General features: G+C 57.8%; 12 protein-coding genes, 2 tRNA genes and 1 pseudogene. 6 read left to right on the forward strand and 9 right to left on the reverse strand.

Annotated features, from left to right (window positions below; all coding sequences use genetic code 11):
* Window positions 1-152: 152 nt before the first annotated feature.
* From ABDX87_RS20180 to ABDX87_RS20195, 4 genes are all read right to left on the reverse strand, one after another.
* On the reverse strand, window positions 153-1,454 hold the full coding sequence (locus ABDX87_RS20180) for a virulence factor family protein (protein ID WP_346829471.1): 1,302 nt from the start codon (window positions 1,452-1,454) through the stop codon (window positions 153-155).
* A complete protein-coding gene (gene mprF, locus ABDX87_RS20185; RefSeq protein ID WP_346829472.1) occupies window positions 1,454-4,096 on the reverse strand; it encodes a bifunctional lysylphosphatidylglycerol flippase/synthetase MprF in 2,643 nt (880 codons plus the stop codon). The genes ABDX87_RS20180 and mprF overlap by 1 nt, the downstream gene beginning before the upstream one ends.
* 332 nt (window positions 4,097-4,428) lie before the next feature.
* Window positions 4,429-4,505 (reverse strand) — tRNA-Met (locus tag ABDX87_RS20190).
* A gap of 261 nt (window positions 4,506-4,766) precedes the next feature.
* Window positions 4,767-4,843, reverse strand: a tRNA-Met gene (locus tag ABDX87_RS20195).
* A 261-nt stretch (window positions 4,844-5,104) separates the two neighbouring features.
* Between ABDX87_RS20195 and dinB the strand changes: the two genes are divergently transcribed.
* On the forward strand, window positions 5,105-6,163 hold the full coding sequence (gene dinB / locus ABDX87_RS20200; protein ID WP_346829473.1) for a DNA polymerase IV: 1,059 nt from the start codon (window positions 5,105-5,107) through the stop codon (window positions 6,161-6,163).
* A gap of 7 nt (window positions 6,164-6,170) precedes the next feature.
* Here the strand turns inward: dinB and ABDX87_RS20205 are convergent, their stop codons facing one another.
* The 3 genes from ABDX87_RS20205 to ABDX87_RS20215 all read right to left on the reverse strand — a co-directional run bounded on the left by ABDX87_RS20205 (window position 6,171) and on the right by ABDX87_RS20215 (window position 10,416).
* A complete protein-coding gene (locus tag ABDX87_RS20205) occupies window positions 6,171-7,127 on the reverse strand; it encodes a hypothetical protein (protein WP_346829474.1) in 957 nt (318 codons plus the stop codon).
* Window positions 7,128-7,205: 78 nt separating this feature from the next.
* Window positions 7,206-8,921 carry a proline--tRNA ligase gene (locus tag ABDX87_RS20210; protein WP_346829475.1) on the reverse strand — a complete coding sequence of 572 codons (1,716 nt, stop codon included), beginning with the start codon at window positions 8,919-8,921 and terminating at the stop codon, window positions 7,206-7,208.
* Window positions 8,922-9,093: 172 nt separating this feature from the next.
* Complete coding sequence (locus ABDX87_RS20215) at window positions 9,094-10,416, reverse strand: OprD family porin (protein ID WP_346829476.1); 1,323 nt, start codon at window positions 10,414-10,416, stop codon at window positions 9,094-9,096.
* A gap of 1,000 nt (window positions 10,417-11,416) precedes the next feature.
* On the opposite strand from ABDX87_RS20215, the gene ABDX87_RS20220 reads away from it, so the two are divergent.
* Entirely contained in the window at window positions 11,417-11,848 is a 432-nt protein-coding gene (locus ABDX87_RS20220) for an HIT family protein (RefSeq protein WP_346829477.1), read from the forward strand.
* Window positions 11,845-12,051, forward strand: a complete 207-nt coding sequence (locus ABDX87_RS20225) for a SlyX family protein (protein ID WP_074752678.1) — start codon at window positions 11,845-11,847, stop codon at window positions 12,049-12,051. Before ABDX87_RS20220 ends, ABDX87_RS20225 begins: the two co-directional genes overlap by 4 nt.
* 58 nt (window positions 12,052-12,109) lie before the next feature.
* Here ABDX87_RS20225 and ABDX87_RS29265 read toward each other — a convergent pair whose 3' ends face one another.
* On the reverse strand, window positions 12,110-12,307 hold the full coding sequence (locus ABDX87_RS29265; protein WP_238591726.1) for a cold shock domain-containing protein: 198 nt from the start codon (window positions 12,305-12,307) through the stop codon (window positions 12,110-12,112).
* A gap of 132 nt (window positions 12,308-12,439) precedes the next feature.
* Window positions 12,440-12,715 (reverse strand): annotated as a pseudogene (locus tag ABDX87_RS29270) (cold shock domain-containing protein membrane protein); the annotation flags it as partial.
* Between the two features lie 459 nt (window positions 12,716-13,174).
* Here ABDX87_RS29270 and ABDX87_RS20235 point away from each other — a divergent pair.
* From ABDX87_RS20235 to aspS, 3 genes are all read left to right on the forward strand, one after another.
* A complete protein-coding gene (locus ABDX87_RS20235) occupies window positions 13,175-13,648 on the forward strand; it encodes a Dps family protein (RefSeq protein ID WP_074752676.1) in 474 nt (157 codons plus the stop codon).
* Window positions 13,649-14,016: 368 nt separating this feature from the next.
* Entirely contained in the window at window positions 14,017-14,358 is a 342-nt protein-coding gene (locus tag ABDX87_RS20240) for a ribbon-helix-helix domain-containing protein (RefSeq protein WP_346829479.1), read from the forward strand.
* Window positions 14,359-14,646: 288 nt separating this feature from the next.
* Complete coding sequence (aspS, locus tag ABDX87_RS20245; RefSeq protein ID WP_346829480.1) at window positions 14,647-16,422, forward strand: aspartate--tRNA ligase; 1,776 nt, start codon at window positions 14,647-14,649, stop codon at window positions 16,420-16,422.
* Window positions 16,423-16,440: the final 18 nt, after the last annotated feature.

Consider the following 16,440-nt stretch of genomic DNA (forward strand, 5'->3'; position numbering starts at 1 on the left):
AGCCCGTGTGCATGCTTATACGACTGCTGCGCAGGGGTTCGTCCGGACGCGCTCCAGACACGAGCCACGCGCCCACCGTTGAAATTTGCAAGACTCAAAAAACGAAAAATCCCCGCAGTCGTGAGAGTGCGGGGATTTTTTGTGCTCCGGATTTACTCGGCGCTGGCCGACTCCGGCGCCTCCTTGCCTTTCCATTTGTCGATGACCGCAATCAGGCGCTTGGCCAGCGCCGGGTAGTCCTCGTCAAAGTGATGGCCGCCTGGCAATTGCAGTTTCTGGCCAGGGGCGGTCGCTTCGGTGCAGCCGCTTTCATCCTTTTCTTCCACGCCATAGACGCAGAACACCTTGTCACCCGGCAGCTTGGCCATTTCCGGGCCGGTAGCCGCTTCTTTGCCTGACGCGCCGAGCCAGCCTTCGACCGCGATTTCGAAGCTGCCGCTGCGCGCAAAGGCGAGGAGGATGATGCCGTCGACGCGCGCTTTGTCGTCTTCCGGCAAGCGGTTGTAAATCGCAGGCAGCACGTCGGCGCCGAAGGAATATCCGGCGAGAACGAAATGCTTGGCGCCCCATTTCTGGCGATAGTGGGCCATCAGCTCGGTGAGGTCCGCTGCGGTCTGCTCAGGAGATTTGTGCTCCCAGTAGTAACGCAGGGTGTCGATTCCGACCACCGGATAGCCGCCCGACTTCGCCATGTCGCCGGCCACGTCCTTGTCCAGGTCCCGCCAGCCGCCGTCGCCGGAGAGGAACAGGGTGACGGTGTCCGATGGCTGGCTCGAAGGCACCTCAACCACGGGAATGTTCAGGCCGCCGCTGGCGTCATCGGCGATCAGCAGATGACGGACTTCGGTGTTCAGAATCTGCGGGTACTTGATGTCGTAGTCGCTGATTTTGGTTTCGGCGTTGGGCGTGTCCCGCACGAAGACCGCGGTTTCGTCGTCCGGGCCGTCATTCCAGGCCACGGTCCATTTGCCATGGGCAGCGGCTTTCGGTGGAGGGACCTTGCAGTCAGGTTGATTGAGGACAAAGTTCACCGAAATCGCCTGGGCCTTGTCGTTGTTCTGGCCGGCCAGCCAGTCCCACGCCACGGAACCGCCTGCGCTGATGCCGGCGACCACATCGGGGACGCCATCAAGCTTCTGCAGCGCGGCGCTGAAAGACTTCTCTTGCAGTTGGCAGTCGTCCTTTGGCAGGACGACCTGAATGACCTGAGCCGATGCGTCGTAGCTGAGCGCCAGGACCTGTTTCTCGGTCAGCGCATCTTCCGTGGTCACGGCCAGTGCGACCCGTGTCTTGACCTTGGTCGACGGGGTGGCGCGGATCAACGCCGAACCATCCTCCAGCGTCATGTGTTCCAGCGTGGGTTGTGCGGCAGGGCGGTTCCACAGCCAGAACCCCAATGCCACCACCAGGATTACCAGGGCTGCGAGCAAAAAGCGCCAGTAGCGTTGAATCATCAGCGTTTCACCAATCCAGTCAGGCCGCCCGCGATCAGGGCGGCGGTATCTGCCAGTGCCACCAGCGGATCGAGTCCTGCGGGCACAGCCATATAACGAGGTTCCCAGTCAGGCTGGAATTTGTCTTTGAAGCGACGCAAGCCCTGGAAGTTGTAGAGCTGCTCGCCACGGCTGAACACCATCGAACCCAGGCGCTGGGTCAATGGGGCGCCACGCCGTGGCTGAAGGCCCGACAGCGGCACCATGCCGAGGCTGAAGCGTGCGTAACCTTCCTTTTTGTAATGCAGGATCAGGCCAACCATCATGAACTCCATGGTCAGCTTGGGCGCTTCCGGGTGCGAACGCATCAGGTCGAGGCTGGCCAGATCATGGCGAGAGGTCTCCAACAGGTTGGAAAACGCCACCGGCTTGCCTTCGAAATGAACGATGGCGATGCGGAAGTGCTTGAGGTAATCCAGGCTGAAACGGCCGAGTGAGAAACCTTTCTCGCGCACGTTCTTGCCGGTCAGCCAGGCATCGGAAATCACTTTCAGCTCATCCATCGGCGCTTGGCCGACTTCGTAGATTTCCAGTGACAGACCGTCGCGACCACCCCGGTTCCAGGTGTAGCGCAGGTCCTTCATTTCCTTGCCCTTGGCGTCGATGTCGAACTTGTGCAGGTCGACGCGCGCCTCTTCACCCAGCTTGATCGCCGTCAGGCCGATGTCCATGTAGAACGGCAGATTCTCCGCGCGCACCTGATAGAACACGGGGCGGGCGTGGTGCACGTCGCACAGGTCACGGAACTGCCAGATCAGCTCGGCGCGCTGTTGGGTCGGGCCGATCGGGTCGTAAAGCGCCACCAGACTGCGGCCGCGATGGGCATACATCAAAAAGGCATTGCCGTCGGGGTGCAGCAGCACCGCTTTGTCACCGGTCAGTACCAGACCGCCGTCAGGCTGATTGGAGGCCTTGATGATCTCGGCGGCCTTCGCCAACTGTGCTTCGTCCGGCAAATCGATTTGCGGACGTGCAGTGCGCAGCAGCCAGGTCAGCGAAACGATGACCAGCAACACCGCGCTGCCCAGTGCCGAGCGCAGCCCGCGCGGCGCATCGGCATCAAGGGTGAACTGCCACCACAGCTGATGGCTGTAGGGAACGTCCTGATAAGCGAACAGCAGCAACCAGAACGAGGCGCCCAGCACGCAGACACTGGCGACCAGATACAGCGGCGAGAACGGCAGTTCCAGCAACCGGCTCGGGCGATAGAAGGACCGACGGAAGATCGCCAGCAGGCAGGCAGTCAGCAGCAGCAGACTGGCTTCCTCCCAGTCGAAGCCTTTAAGAATCGACAAGATGGAGCCGACGAACAGCAGAATCGTGGTCAGCATCCAGGCGGCAGAAAGGCGACGGCGCAGGCCTTGAGCCAGCAGCAGGCACAGCACGCCGATCAGGCTGGCGCCGAAGTGCGAGGCGTCAATCAAGCGATGAGGGATCAAAAAGCCGAGGCTTTCAAGGCGCGTATCGATTTCGGGCGTTGCGCCGGAAAACAGCAGGACCACGCCAGACAGAAACACCAGCAACGCCAGAATCGGGGCGCCCAATCCTGAGGCGACGCGCATGGCCTGACGGGCAAACAAAAACCGTTTGGCTTCGCTGAACAGCAGCACCAGGCACGCAATCAGCAGCGGCAGGACGACATAGATCAAGCGATACAGCAGCAGGGCCGCCGCGAGTGGCGCCGCACCGAGTTCATCGGCAAAGGCGGTCAGCAGGATGGCTTCGAATACGCCGACGCCACCCGGAACGTGGCTCAGTACGCCGGCAGCGAGCGCCAACAGGTACACCAGCAGGAACGCGCCGAACGGCGGGGCAGAAGGAAGCAGCAAATAAAGGACGGCAGCGGCAGCCGCCACGTCCAGCGCGGTGATCACCAGTTGCATCAAGGTCAGGCGCAGGCCAGGCAGACGCAATGTCCGGCGTCCGGCGCGCACCAGCAGATTGTGCGGGATGGTCTGTTCCGGAAGACGACGGCGATAAATCGCGATACCCAGAATCAAGCTGATCGCCAACACGGCCACCGCGACAGTCGCCAGTACCGGGACCGACACATGCAGCGCCAGCGACGCCGCGGGCAGGTCGCTCAAGGTCGCCAGCGCGGCCAGTGGCGGCAGTGCACAACCCAGCGAAAGGCTGGCGAACAACGTCATGTGGGCCACTTCGCCCGCGCCCAGTCCCAGCCTGGAATACAACCGGTAACGTACAGATCCGCCGGACAACATCGACAGGCCTACGGCGTTACCGATGGCAAATGCGCAGAAACCGCCCATGACCAGTGACTTGGCGGGCAAATTGACGTTCGCATAGCGACTGGCGGACCACTCATAACCCAGCAGGATGGTGAAGCCGATAGCGGTCGCCAGAACCGCGCCACCCAGAGAAGGCAAGGGGACGCTGAGCAGAGAATCCTGCAGCGCGTAAATGTCGAGTTCGGTCAGCATGTGCCGACAGGCAATCAACGCCAGGGCGAACAAGAGGATAGTGACAGCCAGACCGATAGGCTGACGGTACTTGCTCACCAGCTCGCGCACGCGCAGTCGGGCAGGGGGGACCGGAGTATTCTCCGGAACTGCTTCGTTTGTGTCGGATGGGTTGGCGCGCATCAATCACTCCTTGGATCGTGCGCGACAGGATGGGGGTATACAGCCAAGTTACCAATCCCTACGCAAAAAATAATTCAGGATGTTAGCGCTTCAACGTCTAACGGGCGAATACAGCGGATACGTGTTGGTGACCGTTCAGTCTAGGTTCAGTTACTGGCAAGCGTATCGGCCAAGGGGCCAAAAACTGTCGCCCCCGGCAACATAAGGTAACAAGCCCCTGAAGACCAAACCGTACCGACAACGAGTTGTGACAAGCGTTTAGTCATGCTGTTCGGGTGCTTTTCGTCAGGGCAAAAAAAAGGCCACTCTTTCGAGTAGCCTTTTTAGACGTTTGGTTGCGGGAGCCGGATTTGAACCGACGACCTTCGGGTTATGAGCCCGACGAGCTACCAGACTGCTCCATCCCGCGTCTGTGAGGCGGCATTCTACAGTCGAACGACGAGGTGTCAACCTTTAATGCTCGGGATCGACAAAATAACCACATTCGTTGTGCCGGTACGCTTAAGTGACCGATGGACAAGGCTTTTATCCAGGCAGCCACCTATTGGCAGGTGGCCATGATCGGCGGGCAATGTTTCAGTTGTATGAAGCCGCCGTGTCGGCGCGAGGGGACAGTAAAATCAGGCGCGCACAAAAAAGGCCACTCTTTCGAGTAGCCTTTTTTGATGTTTGGTTGCGGGAGCCGGATTTGAACCGACGACCTTCGGGTTATGAGCCCGACGAGCTACCAGACTGCTCCATCCCGCGTCTGTGAGGCGGCATTCTACAGAGTAACGACGAACTGTCAAGCAAGTGACAGAAAAAAGTGCTTTTTCTTCAAGCGGTTAGCGCTCAGTGTCAGCGGTGTCGGGCTGCCGAGGCTTGCCACGCGGGCCTGTCAGAGGATTCGAGCGGTTGCTTTGGTGGTGACGGCGATGGTGCATTTCTTGTCAGTGATTAGGCGTGGTGAGTGTCAGACAGATACTTGAGTGAGATACTGCCCAACCTGTTTTCCTACGATCACACGCTATGCCGCAGCGCAAAATTATCCATATCGACTGTGACTGCTTTTACGCTGCCATTGAAATGCGTGACGATCCGCGTTTGGCTGGCAAGCCGCTGGCAGTCGGTGGGTCGGCCGACCGGCGTGGCGTCATCGCAACCTGCAATTACGAGGCGCGCGCTTATGGCGTGCGTTCAGCGATGTCGTCCCGGCATGCGCTTTCGTTGTGTCCGGATCTGACCATCGTTAAGCCGCGCATGGAGGCTTATCAAGAAGCGTCGAAGGAAATTCACACCATCTTTCGAGACTACACGGACCTCATCGAGCCACTGTCGCTGGATGAAGCCTATCTGGACGTCTCTGAATGCAGCCATTTTGCCGGGAGCGCCACGCGCATCGCCCAGGACATTCGCCGGCGGGTGTCCAACCAGTTGCACATCACCGTTTCCGCCGGTGTGGCCCCCAACAAGTTTCTGGCCAAGATCGCCAGCGACTGGCGAAAGCCGAACGGGTTGTTCGTGATCACGCCGGATCAAGTCGAAGCGTTCGTGGCTGATCTTTCTGTCTCCAAGCTGCACGGTGTGGGCAAGGTGACGGCTGACAAGCTCGGTCGCCTTGGGATCATCAGTTGTGCGGACCTGCGGGGCTGGGCCAAGTTGGCACTGGTGCGTGAGTTCGGGTCGTTTGGCGAGCGGTTATGGAACCTGGCGCACGGTATCGATGAGCGACCCGTGCAGAACGATAGTCGCCGCCAGTCGGTGAGTGTCGAGAATACCTACGACACCGACTTGCCTGATCTGGCCAGCTGCCTGGAAAAGCTACCTGCGCTGCTGGAGAACCTGAATGGTCGGATCGCTCGCATCGACACGCTTTACCGGCCGGGCAAGCCTTTCGTGAAGGTGAAGTTTCATGATTTCACCCAGACCACGCTGGAGCAGGCCGGGGCGGGGAAGGATCTGGAAAGCTATGAGCAACTGCTGACTCAGGCATTCGCACGCGGTGACAAACCGGTGCGACTGCTGGGCATCGGAGTGCGGCTGCACGACCTGCGCAGCGCACATGAGCAGCTGCAGCTGTTCAATTGACGTAACGTTATTCGCTGCCGACCGGCACGGCCACCAGACGGCCCGCGTCTTTCGCCAGAGACTTCAGGAATTCATGCTGCAATTGAGGATCGTTGCGGGTCATCTCGATCAGCGATTGTTCGAGATCGCTGGCTTCTTCTTCCAGGCCCAGCTCCGACAGGCGTTTGACCCGGTGCACCCATTGGCTGACTTCATCGTCTTCCAGATCGTCGTAAATCAGGTCATGTGCTTCGATCAGCTTGCCGCGCAGGGACTTGCTCAGTGGCAAGCTGGCGCTGGCTTGCACGTGGGCCTGTTCATCCTCGACCTTGAGGCCTAGCTGAGTCACACGGCTCAGGTCCTTCTCGGCAAACGGGCTGTCCAGCAGGTTGACGCGCAGGATGCCGTTACGGTCGGTGTTCAGCTCATCGGTGTCCTTTCCGGCTTTGACCTCGACCGGGCTTTCGCTCCACGGCAGGCTGGAGTGTTCGACCCGATGGTCACGCTGGACTTCATCGATGCCGGCAAGGTTCTGTTGTGCGCGCCCATGTGAGGGGGCGTTCATGAACGGGTTGATGCCCGCGATCCCGTAATTCAGCCAGTCTTTGGTGACGCTGTCGGGCAGGCTGCCAAAGGTCAGCACATTGACCACATTCGCGCCGACCCCTGCGACGATTGCGACTGCACCCAGCGGGATTTCGTAAATTTCGCGCCAAGGCTGGTAGGGGGTATAGCGGTCGTAATGACGAGTGACATCGTATTCGGTGATGTCGAAGGTTTTCAGCTCGTGAATACGGACACGACGTTGCGGAAGCTCAAGGGTCTTAGGCTCGCCGACGTCGATTTGAAAGCTGTGGTCGAGCAGTTTGCGCTCGATGCGTTCTTCGTGTTCGCTGCGTTGAGACAGATGGTTGGCGCAACCGCTGACGAGCAGACTGCCGCACAATACGGCGCCTGCGAGGCTTGAGGAACTTCGCTTTAACATGAGATCTCTTGTTGCAGGCGGACTTGCCTGGACAAAACAGGTAAAAGCGCGCCCGCCTGAAGCGGGCGCGCCATCGACTCAGCGCTTGATCCGGCCCTTGATGAAGGACAGTACATCGGCAACCGGCAAGGCCTGAGCTTCAGACTCGGTGCGGCTCTTGTACTCCAGATTACCTTCGGCCAGACCGCGGTCACTGACCACGATACGGTGTGGAATGCCGATCAGCTCCATGTCCGCGAACTTGATGCCGGGGCTGGTTTTCTTGTCACGGTCATCCAGCAATACCTCGAAACCGGCAGCGGTCAGTTCCGCGTAGAGTTTGTCGGTGGCTTCACGAACGGCTTCGGTTTCATAGCGCAATGGAACCAGCGCGATCTGGAAGGGTGCAAGCGCGTCGCTCCAGATGATCCCGTTATCGTCGTTATTCTGCTCGATGGCGGCAGCCACCACGCGGGAAACGCCGATGCCGTAGCAGCCCATGGTCAATGTCACCGGTTTGCCGTTCTCGCCCAGCACCTGACACTTCATCGCGTCGCTGTACTTGGTGCCCAACTGAAAGATGTGACCCACTTCGATGCCGCGCTTGATGATCACGGTGCCCTGGCCATCCGGACTTGGGTCACCTTCGACGACATTGCGCAGGTCGGCGACTTCCGGGACCGGCAGATCACGCTCCCAGTTAACGCCGAAATAGTGCTTGTCGTCGATGTTCGCGCCAATGCCGAAATCGCTCATCAGCTCGACCGAGCGGTCGATGATGCAAGGCAGCGGCAGGTTCAGCGGGCCAAGGGAACCGGCGCCTGCGCCGATGGCGGCACGCAGTTCGGCTTCGCTGGCCATGACCAGCGGGCTGGCAACCAGTGGGTGGTTGGACGCCTTGATCTCGTTGAGTTCGTGGTCGCCACGAATGATCAACGCGATCAGCTTGCCTTCTTCGGCGGCATGAACCACCAGCGTTTTGACGGTTTTCTCGATCGGCAGACCAAACTGCTCGACCAGTGCGGCGATGGTTTTCGCGTTCGGGGTGTCGACCAGGCGCAACTCTTCGGTCGCGGCGCCACGTGATTTCTCGCGTGGGATGGCCTCGGCTTTTTCGATGTTGGCGGCGTAGTCGGACGTGTCGCTGAACACGATGTCGTCTTCACCGGATTCGGCCAGTACGTGGAACTCATGGGAGCCCGCGCCACCGATCGAACCGTTGTCGGCCACCACAGGGCGGAAGTTCAGGCCCAGGCGAGTGAAGACGTTGCAGTATGCCTGATGCATGCGGTCGTAGGTTTCCTGCAGGGAATCCTGGGTCGCATGAAAGGAGTACGCGTCCTTCATGATGAATTCGCGGCCGCGCATCAAGCCGAAGCGTGGGCGGATCTCGTCACGGAACTTGGTCTGGATCTGGTACATGTTGATCGGCAGCTGTTTATAGCTGCTCAATTCATTGCGAGCCAGATCGGTGATGACTTCCTCGTGGGTCGGACCCGCGCAGAAATCACGGTCATGACGGTCTTTCAGGCGCAACAGCTCAGGGCCGTACTGCTCCCAGCGACCGGATTCCTGCCACAGTTCCGCAGGCTGAATACCGGGCATCAATACTTCCAGCGCACCTGCAGCGTCCATTTCTTCACGAACGACGGCTTCGACCTTGCGCAGCACACGCAGGCCCATCGGCAGCCAGGTGTAAAGACCGGAAGCGAGTTTGCGAATCATGCCGGCACGAAGCATCAGCTGGTGGCTGATCACGACCGCATCGTTTGGCGTTTCTTTCTGTGTGGCGAGCAAATATTGACTGGTACGCATGGTCGGCCGTTGTCGGTTGCTGTGACTGGGAAATGACCTGGCATTGTACGGTGGTGATACGGTCGAGTACAGGGCGGACGGGCGTTGTAGCGCAAGGGATTGGCAGAGTTGCAGGAATGAAAAAGCCCGGCGCAAGGCCGGGCTTTTCTATAACGAGTGTCAGACTGTTCGATTACAGGACCGAAATCGGGTAGTCGACGATCAGACGGAACTCGTTTACGTCGCCTTCGCCCTCGTCCGTGTTGGCACGGTGGAACGCTTGACGGATACGAAACGACAGGTCTTTTGCCGGGCCAGTCTGAACAACGTATTTGGCTTCAACGTTGGTCTCGTGGTGGCTACCGTCAGAACCGTACAGACCGGTGTAGGTGCTGTTCGATGGCGTGTGGGTACCGTCAATGTTGGTACCGCTGACGTAACGGGCCATGAAGCTCAGGCCAGGAACACCGTAGGTTGCCATGTTCAGGTCGTAGCGAGCCTGCCAGGAGCGTTCACCCGGGGCGTTAAAGTCGGAGTATTGAATCGAGTTCGCCAGGAAGATCGAGTCGCCACCGCGGTTGTTGTCGCCGATACCGATGTAGTCGAACGGCGTATCACCGTTAACTTTCTGGAAGGCCAGGGTCAGGGTATGAGCGGCCAGGAACGAGTAGGCTGCAGACAGGGAGTAGGCGTTGTTGTTGATGTCGCCTGCTTTCTTGCTGCCAGTGTCCTGGGTGTTGTAGTAGTTGAAGTCGAAGGCCAGGGACTGGTCATCGGTCAACGGCAGTGCGTAGTTCACGTTGCCGTAGTACTGGTTCCACACGTCTTCCAGTTTGTTGTAGTAGAAACCAACACCCAGGTTGTCAGTGATCGAGTACTTACCGCCGCCGTAGGTGGACGACTTGGAGGTCACACCTGCGTACGTTGCCCAGATGTCGCCGTCACGGTTGGTTTCGTCTTGGCTGGTGCCCGAAGTGAAGCGACCCGCTTCAACGTCGAGACCTTTGATCTCGCTGCTCTGCAAAGTCACGCCAGTAGCCGTTTGTGGCAACAGGCGGGAGCCGCCGACTGCGAAGACCGGGTTCTGCGGCTGCATGTCGCCGATTTTCAGTTCGGTTTTCGAGATGCGGAACTTAACAGCGCCACCGGCTTTGCCGAAGCTGTCTTCGTTTTTGCCGTTGCTGTCGGTGACCAGGTTACCCGAACCCGAGTACTTGTCGGAGCCGTCCAGTTTGAAGCCGGCATAGCCGAACGCATCAACGCCCACACCGATCAGGCCTTGGGTGTAACCGGAGCTGTAGTTAGCCCAGAAACCTTGAGTCCAGTCTTTGTCGTCTACGGCGCCGTTCATTTTGTCGCGGTTGTAGTAGTAGTTGCGGGCTTTGACGTCCAGCTTGCTACCTTCAACAAAACCAGTTGCTTCGGACTGATCGCTTACGAATGCCGCAGCCGATGCCAATTGGGTACTGGCCGCAGTAACTGCCAGGGCGATTGCGCTCCACTTCATCACTCTCATCGTGACTTTGCTCCTTTGGTTTTAAGAAGAGTACTGCCGTCCACCTGTTTTTTTATCTGGGCGGCTCTTTCTTTTTGGTGTCGGCGAACTTATAGCACGCTGACATTATTGGCGATAGTTACGAACCTATCCTTTCAATTTCTTTACGGCCATGTCGCAAATCAGCTCTGTCCATGTCGCTACTGAACAGCTCCTTATCTGTAGACGTACAACTACCGCAGTACTTTTCGACAGTCAGGGGCCATCTCCGCTGTGATCTGGACCCTGTCATTCCGAACGCCCCCACGCGTTTGCTCGCCGTTTTCTCGCTGACCGTGAGCCAGGTCTACGACCCGTGCTGTTCGATCCTGTGTGTGACAAAGCAACAACCGTGCACAAAGTTCCCACGTACGTGAAAAAAATGTGTTTCTGCGCATAAATACTTTCAGTTGCTGTCGTAATTCATTGTTTTTTAAACATAAAAAAATTTCAGAAAAATGCTTTGCGATGCCTGTGGGAATGAGGTTAACGCGCAAAAATGTCACTGGCGTTACCTGTTACCGCGAGGAAGTGGGTAAATGGCGGATAGGTCTTGCGGTTTATGTCACGGGAGTGAGTCGTTTTGGTGCGCGGGAGTGTCGTGTCGCCTGAATTTGGTACAGCGGTGCCTTTTCCTTCGCTGCAGTTGACCTGAAAGTCAGTGAGCGCGTAGAGCAGGCATGCTGGCTGCCTTTATTCCACGGGCCTGCAGGCTGCTTTTTTACGGGATTGTTATGTCCGTAGTGGTTCGAAAGCCTGCTTCATGTCAGTGCGAACACAGTGGGCCTGAACGGTGCTGGTGCGCCTGCCGCTTTTTGGCTGGAAGTGACTCCAGGCCAACAGCGTATAGGCAAAATGTTCGCAAAATGGCGTGGTGGCGTGATTCGCCCTGTATTCCCGAGTATCCTGCTAGGCATTAAAGACAATGTGTTTCGGCGATTCAATTTGTCGAAAACCTAACCCGGCGATCAGGAGTTATGGCGTGTTCGTTTTGGATCAGCGCTTGTTACAAGACACTTTACCGGTGGGCGATTTCCCGCTGTCTCGACTGCTATTGTCGAATGACTCGCAATACCCGTGGTTCATCCTGGTGCCACGCCGGGCGGATATAAGCGAAGTGTTCCAGTTGTCCGATGCTGACCAGGCACAACTGTGGAAGGAGACAACTGTTCTGTCCAAGGCGCTTAGCCAGTTGTTCCAAGCTGACAAGATGAACGTCGGGGCATTGGGTAACGTGGTGAGCCAGCTGCATATGCATGTCATTGTTCGACACAAGCATGACATCGCATGGCCGACGCCGGTCTGGGGCAAATATCCGGCGGTGCCGTATTCGGCGGAGCAGGTAGCGGACATCCTCACGCGTCTTAAAACGGCGCTGACAGTCGATTTCACTTTTGCGGAAGACAGGTCATGAACCTTGACGAACGGGTAATGGAGCTGGAAAGCCGACTGGCTTTTCAGGATGACACCATTCAGGCACTCAACGATGTCCTGGTCGCGCAGCAACGCAGCCTGGAACGCATGCAGTTGCAGATGGCAGCGTTGATCAAGCGTCAGGAAGAGATGGGTGGGCAGTTCGAAGCATTCGAAGAAGACGCTCCGCCGCCTCATTATTAAGCGTCGGCTGGCATAAAAAAACCGCGCCCTTGAGCGCGGTTTTTTATTGAGGCAACGCTTAGCGACGGGGCAGCGCGGCGATCACGTCCTCGGCTTGCAGGCCCTTGTCACGGTTCATGACGGAGAACTCCACACGCTGACCTTCGACGAGCACACGATGGCCTTCGCCACGGATGGCGCGGAAGTGCACGAAAATATCGTCGCCGGAGTCGCGCGAGATGAAACCGAAACCCTTGGAGGTGTTGAACCACTTCACGGTACCGGTATCGCGGTTGCCGAGTTCATGGGGTTGCGCGGCGGGAGAAGGAGACGACTTGTAGAAGCTGACGGCGAGGTGGATTGCCACAGCGATCACGACCGCCAGCAGGCTCACCAGAACGGCCGGCTGGCCAGCAATGGTTTCAAGCGGGACGAGCAGCGTAAGGATTTGAAGAACAACCGCCAGCACCAGTAACACACTGACCAGATTTTGCAGTTGGTGACGCGGACCTTTATTCCAGTAAGGGATCACTGGCGCAAGCACCAGGTTAATCAGGCCAAAGAATGCCAGGTACAGCGCATCCGGTTGAGACAGGTAGGAAGACAGCGCTTCGCTACGCAGGCTGGGTATGAATGAGAGCAGCAGGGCAGCTGCGCCCGTCAGCAGGTGGACTATTTTCAACATTTTGATAACTCACATTTAAGATGGATCACGAGGAAATAGCTGGCAGGGTTCGGTACGCTTCTGAAAAAAGGGAGGCGTGATGCACGAGCGCTGGTCCAGCCTATGCGCTACAGCCTGTTGGCACGTCAGTAGCGACACATCTGTATTTAACAGCAAAGCCGAGAGCTACTCAAATCAAGCGCTTAGCGCGACTGATCGCAGGGGATGCTGGCAATTTGTCCCATATTTAGCGTGCGTCGCTAAAGCCTTGTTCCAGAGCCGTCAGTGCGACAAACACGCCTTTTCAGCGAATGTAATATTTACCAAGGCGTCTTTTGCCCGATTTTAGTTGGCCAAGCGACTGCGCCGGCTCGTGTTCGCGCGCAGGCGTCATACCCTCAGATGGCTGCGCAGGCGCTCGTGTCTTGATAGAGTGCTGACAGCTAATTGGAAAAAACCATCATATAAAGAGGGCAACGCATGGCAATCGATATCGGTATCAGCGAAGAAGATCGCAAGTCCATCGTGGAGGGTCTTTCCCGTCTGCTGGCAGATACCTATGTGCTGTATCTGAAAACCCATAACTTTCACTGGAACGTCACCGGTCCGATGTTCCGTACCTTGCACCTGATGTTCGAGGAGCAATACAACGAACTGGCGCTGGCGGTGGACTCTATCGCCGAGCGTATCCGTGCACTGGGCTTCCCGGCACCGGGCACCTACTCGACGTACGCGCGCCTTTCTTCGATCAAAGAGGAGGAGGGTGTTCCTTCGGCTGAGGACATGATCCGTTCTCTGGTACAAGGCCAGGAAGCCGTTACGCGAACGGCTCGCGGGATTTTCCCGCTGCTGGACAAGGTCAGCGATGAGCCTACGGCTGACTTGCTGACTCAGCGTATGCAGGTCCACGAAAAGACTGCATGGATGCTCCGTGCGATGCTCGAAGGCAAATAATGTTGGGGGTGGGCGGCTGCGTTGGCGCTCACCCAATCTCCTGAGCTTGACCGCAGGCGGATTTGCAGGCGCAAGCGCAATGCGAAGGCGCGGACATGGCAGTTGTAGTCTCACCTTCAGTTGATACTTTTTCGATGCGCTGAGTGCGTTTGCTGGCGAAAAAAATACATATATAACGCCATTTTTTTATCTTGGACTTTTCGGGGCATGACTCTCGAAATTCCCCCTTCTACTGTGGTGATGTCCTACGCCATCTGAGTATGGGTTCTACTGGTTAACCCCAGATGAATAGGGCTTGATAGACGTGTTGTTGATTTGATTTCAAACATTTCTATCGCCGTATTTGTCACTGCGTCAAAGGGGGTTAAATGAGTCAAGATGCTGCACGGGAAATCAAGGAAGCTCATCGATGTTTTAAGATTCAGCACGATCCATTCATCGAAACCTTCAATATGAACCTCGCGCAGCCTCAGGCGCGCTCGGTCAGGCTTAACGGGCTGGCCACATGCCTCAGGCTGGAGGAGGTTTACTGGGACATTCTGTCCGAGATTGCACGCTGTAATAGTTGTTCCATCAATGCGGTATTGTCTTATATCGATCGGGAAGTTCACCTGCGCTACGGCGGGGTAAAGAACTTCAGTGGTCTGATTCGCGTAGTGTGTGTCGCGCATCTGTTGAAAGCCGAAGGCTTCCAGCTGTCGCCTGTCTGAATCAGGATCAATCCGGCAAGATCTCTTTTTGCGGGTGCGCCCTCGGCGGACCCGCCTTCGGTAACGGTCACCTGGCAGCGAGACACGTTCGTGCCGGGTGACTTCTTTACGCGTATCGCCAGACGCGGCTGCACAGCCTTGATTAACCCTATATAATCCCCCGCCTTACTATGGAAGGCAGGGACTGACCGTCGGGTTGAACTGCATGCCAAGGCTCCTGCACCATTGCGCACTGGCGACGGGCGAGAGCTCCACCGAATTCGAATTACGAGAAGTGAACACACGATCATGATGCGCAGCCATTATTGCGGCCAACTGAACGAAAGCCTGGAAGGTCAGGAAATTACCCTTTGCGGATGGGTCCACCGCCGTCGCGACCACGGGGGTGTGATTTTCCTCGACATACGCGATCGTGAAGGTCTGGCTCAAGTGGTCTTCGATCCGGATCGTGCAGACACCTTCGCCATCGCCGACCGTGTTCGCAGCGAATACGTGGTCAAGCTGACCGGCAAGGTCCGTGCGCGTCCCGCCGGTGCGGTCAACCCGAACATGGCCTCCGGTGCCATCGAAGTGCTGGGTTATGAGCTGGAAGTCCTGAACGAATCAGAGACGCCACCGTTCCCGCTGAACGAATACTCCGACGTCGGCGAAGAAACCCGCCTGCGTTATCGCTTCATTGACCTGCGTCGTCCTGAGATGGCCGAGAAACTGCGTCTGCGCTCGCGCATCACGTCCAGCATCCGTGGCTTCCTCGACGGCAACGGTTTCCTCGACGTCGAGACGCCGATCCTGACCCGCGCCACCCCTGAGGGTGCTCGCGACTACCTGGTACCGAGCCGTACCCACGCTGGCAGCTTCTTCGCCTTGCCGCAGTCGCCTCAGCTGTTCAAGCAACTGCTGATGGTCGCGGGCTTCGACCGTTACTACCAGATCGCCAAATGCTTCCGCGACGAAGACCTGCGTGCCGACCGTCAGCCTGAGTTCACTCAGATCGACATCGAGACCAGCTTCCTCAACGAAGCCGACATCATGGGTCTCACCGAGAGCATGATTCGCAAGCTGTTCAAGGAAGTGCTGGATCTGGAATTCGGCGATTTCCCGCACATGACCTTCGAAGAGGCCATGCGCCGCTACGGCTCCGACAAGCCTGACCTGCGTAACCCGCTGGAGCTGGTGGATGTCGCCGACCAGCTCAAAGACGTCGAATTCAAGGTCTTCAGCGGTCCGGCCAATGACCCGAAATGCCGTGTGACCGCTCTGCGTGTTCCAGGCGGTGCGAACATGCCGCGTAGCAAGATCGACGACTACACCAAATTCGTCGGCATCTATGGCGCCAAGGGCCTTGCGTACATCAAGGTCAACGAGCGCGCCAAAGGCGTCGAAGGCCTGCAGTCGCCAATCGTCAAGAACATCCCGGAAGCCAACCTGAACGTGATCCTGGATCGCGTTGGCGCGGTAGACGGCGACATCGTGTTCTTCGGTGCCGACAAGTTCAAAGTCGTCAGCGAGGCGCTGGGTGCCTTGCGCATCAAGCTGGGCCACGACCTCAACCTGCTCACCTGTGAGTGGGCGCCGATGTGGGTCGTCGACTTTCCGATGTTCGAAGAGAACGACGACGGCAGCTTCACGGCGCTGCACCACCCGTTCACCGCGCCGAAGTGCTCGCCGGAAGAGCTGGAAGCCAACCCTGCGACCGCACTGTCCCGTGCCTACGACATGGTATTGAACGGCACCGAGCTGGGTGGCGGTTCGATCCGTATTCATCGCAAGGAAATGCAGCAAGCGGTCTTCCGTCTGCTGGGTATTGCCGAAGATGAACAGCAAGAGAAGTTCGGCTTCCTGCTCGACGCGCTGAAGTACGGTGCACCGCCGCACGGTGGTCTGGCGTTCGGTCTGGATCGTCTGGTCATGCTGATGACCGGCGCCCAGTCGATTCGCGAAGTCATTGCCTTCCCGAAAACCCAGAGCGCCGCCGATGTCATGACTCAGGCGCCTGGCCTGGTCGACGCCAAGCAGTTGCGTGAGCTGCACATCCGCCTGCGCGAAACGCCGAAGGCTGAGTAATGACGGAGCGGGGCGAGT

Source organism: Pseudomonas abietaniphila (genome assembly GCF_039697315.1).
Lineage (GTDB): Bacteria > Pseudomonadota > Gammaproteobacteria > Pseudomonadales > Pseudomonadaceae > Aquipseudomonas > Aquipseudomonas abietaniphila_B.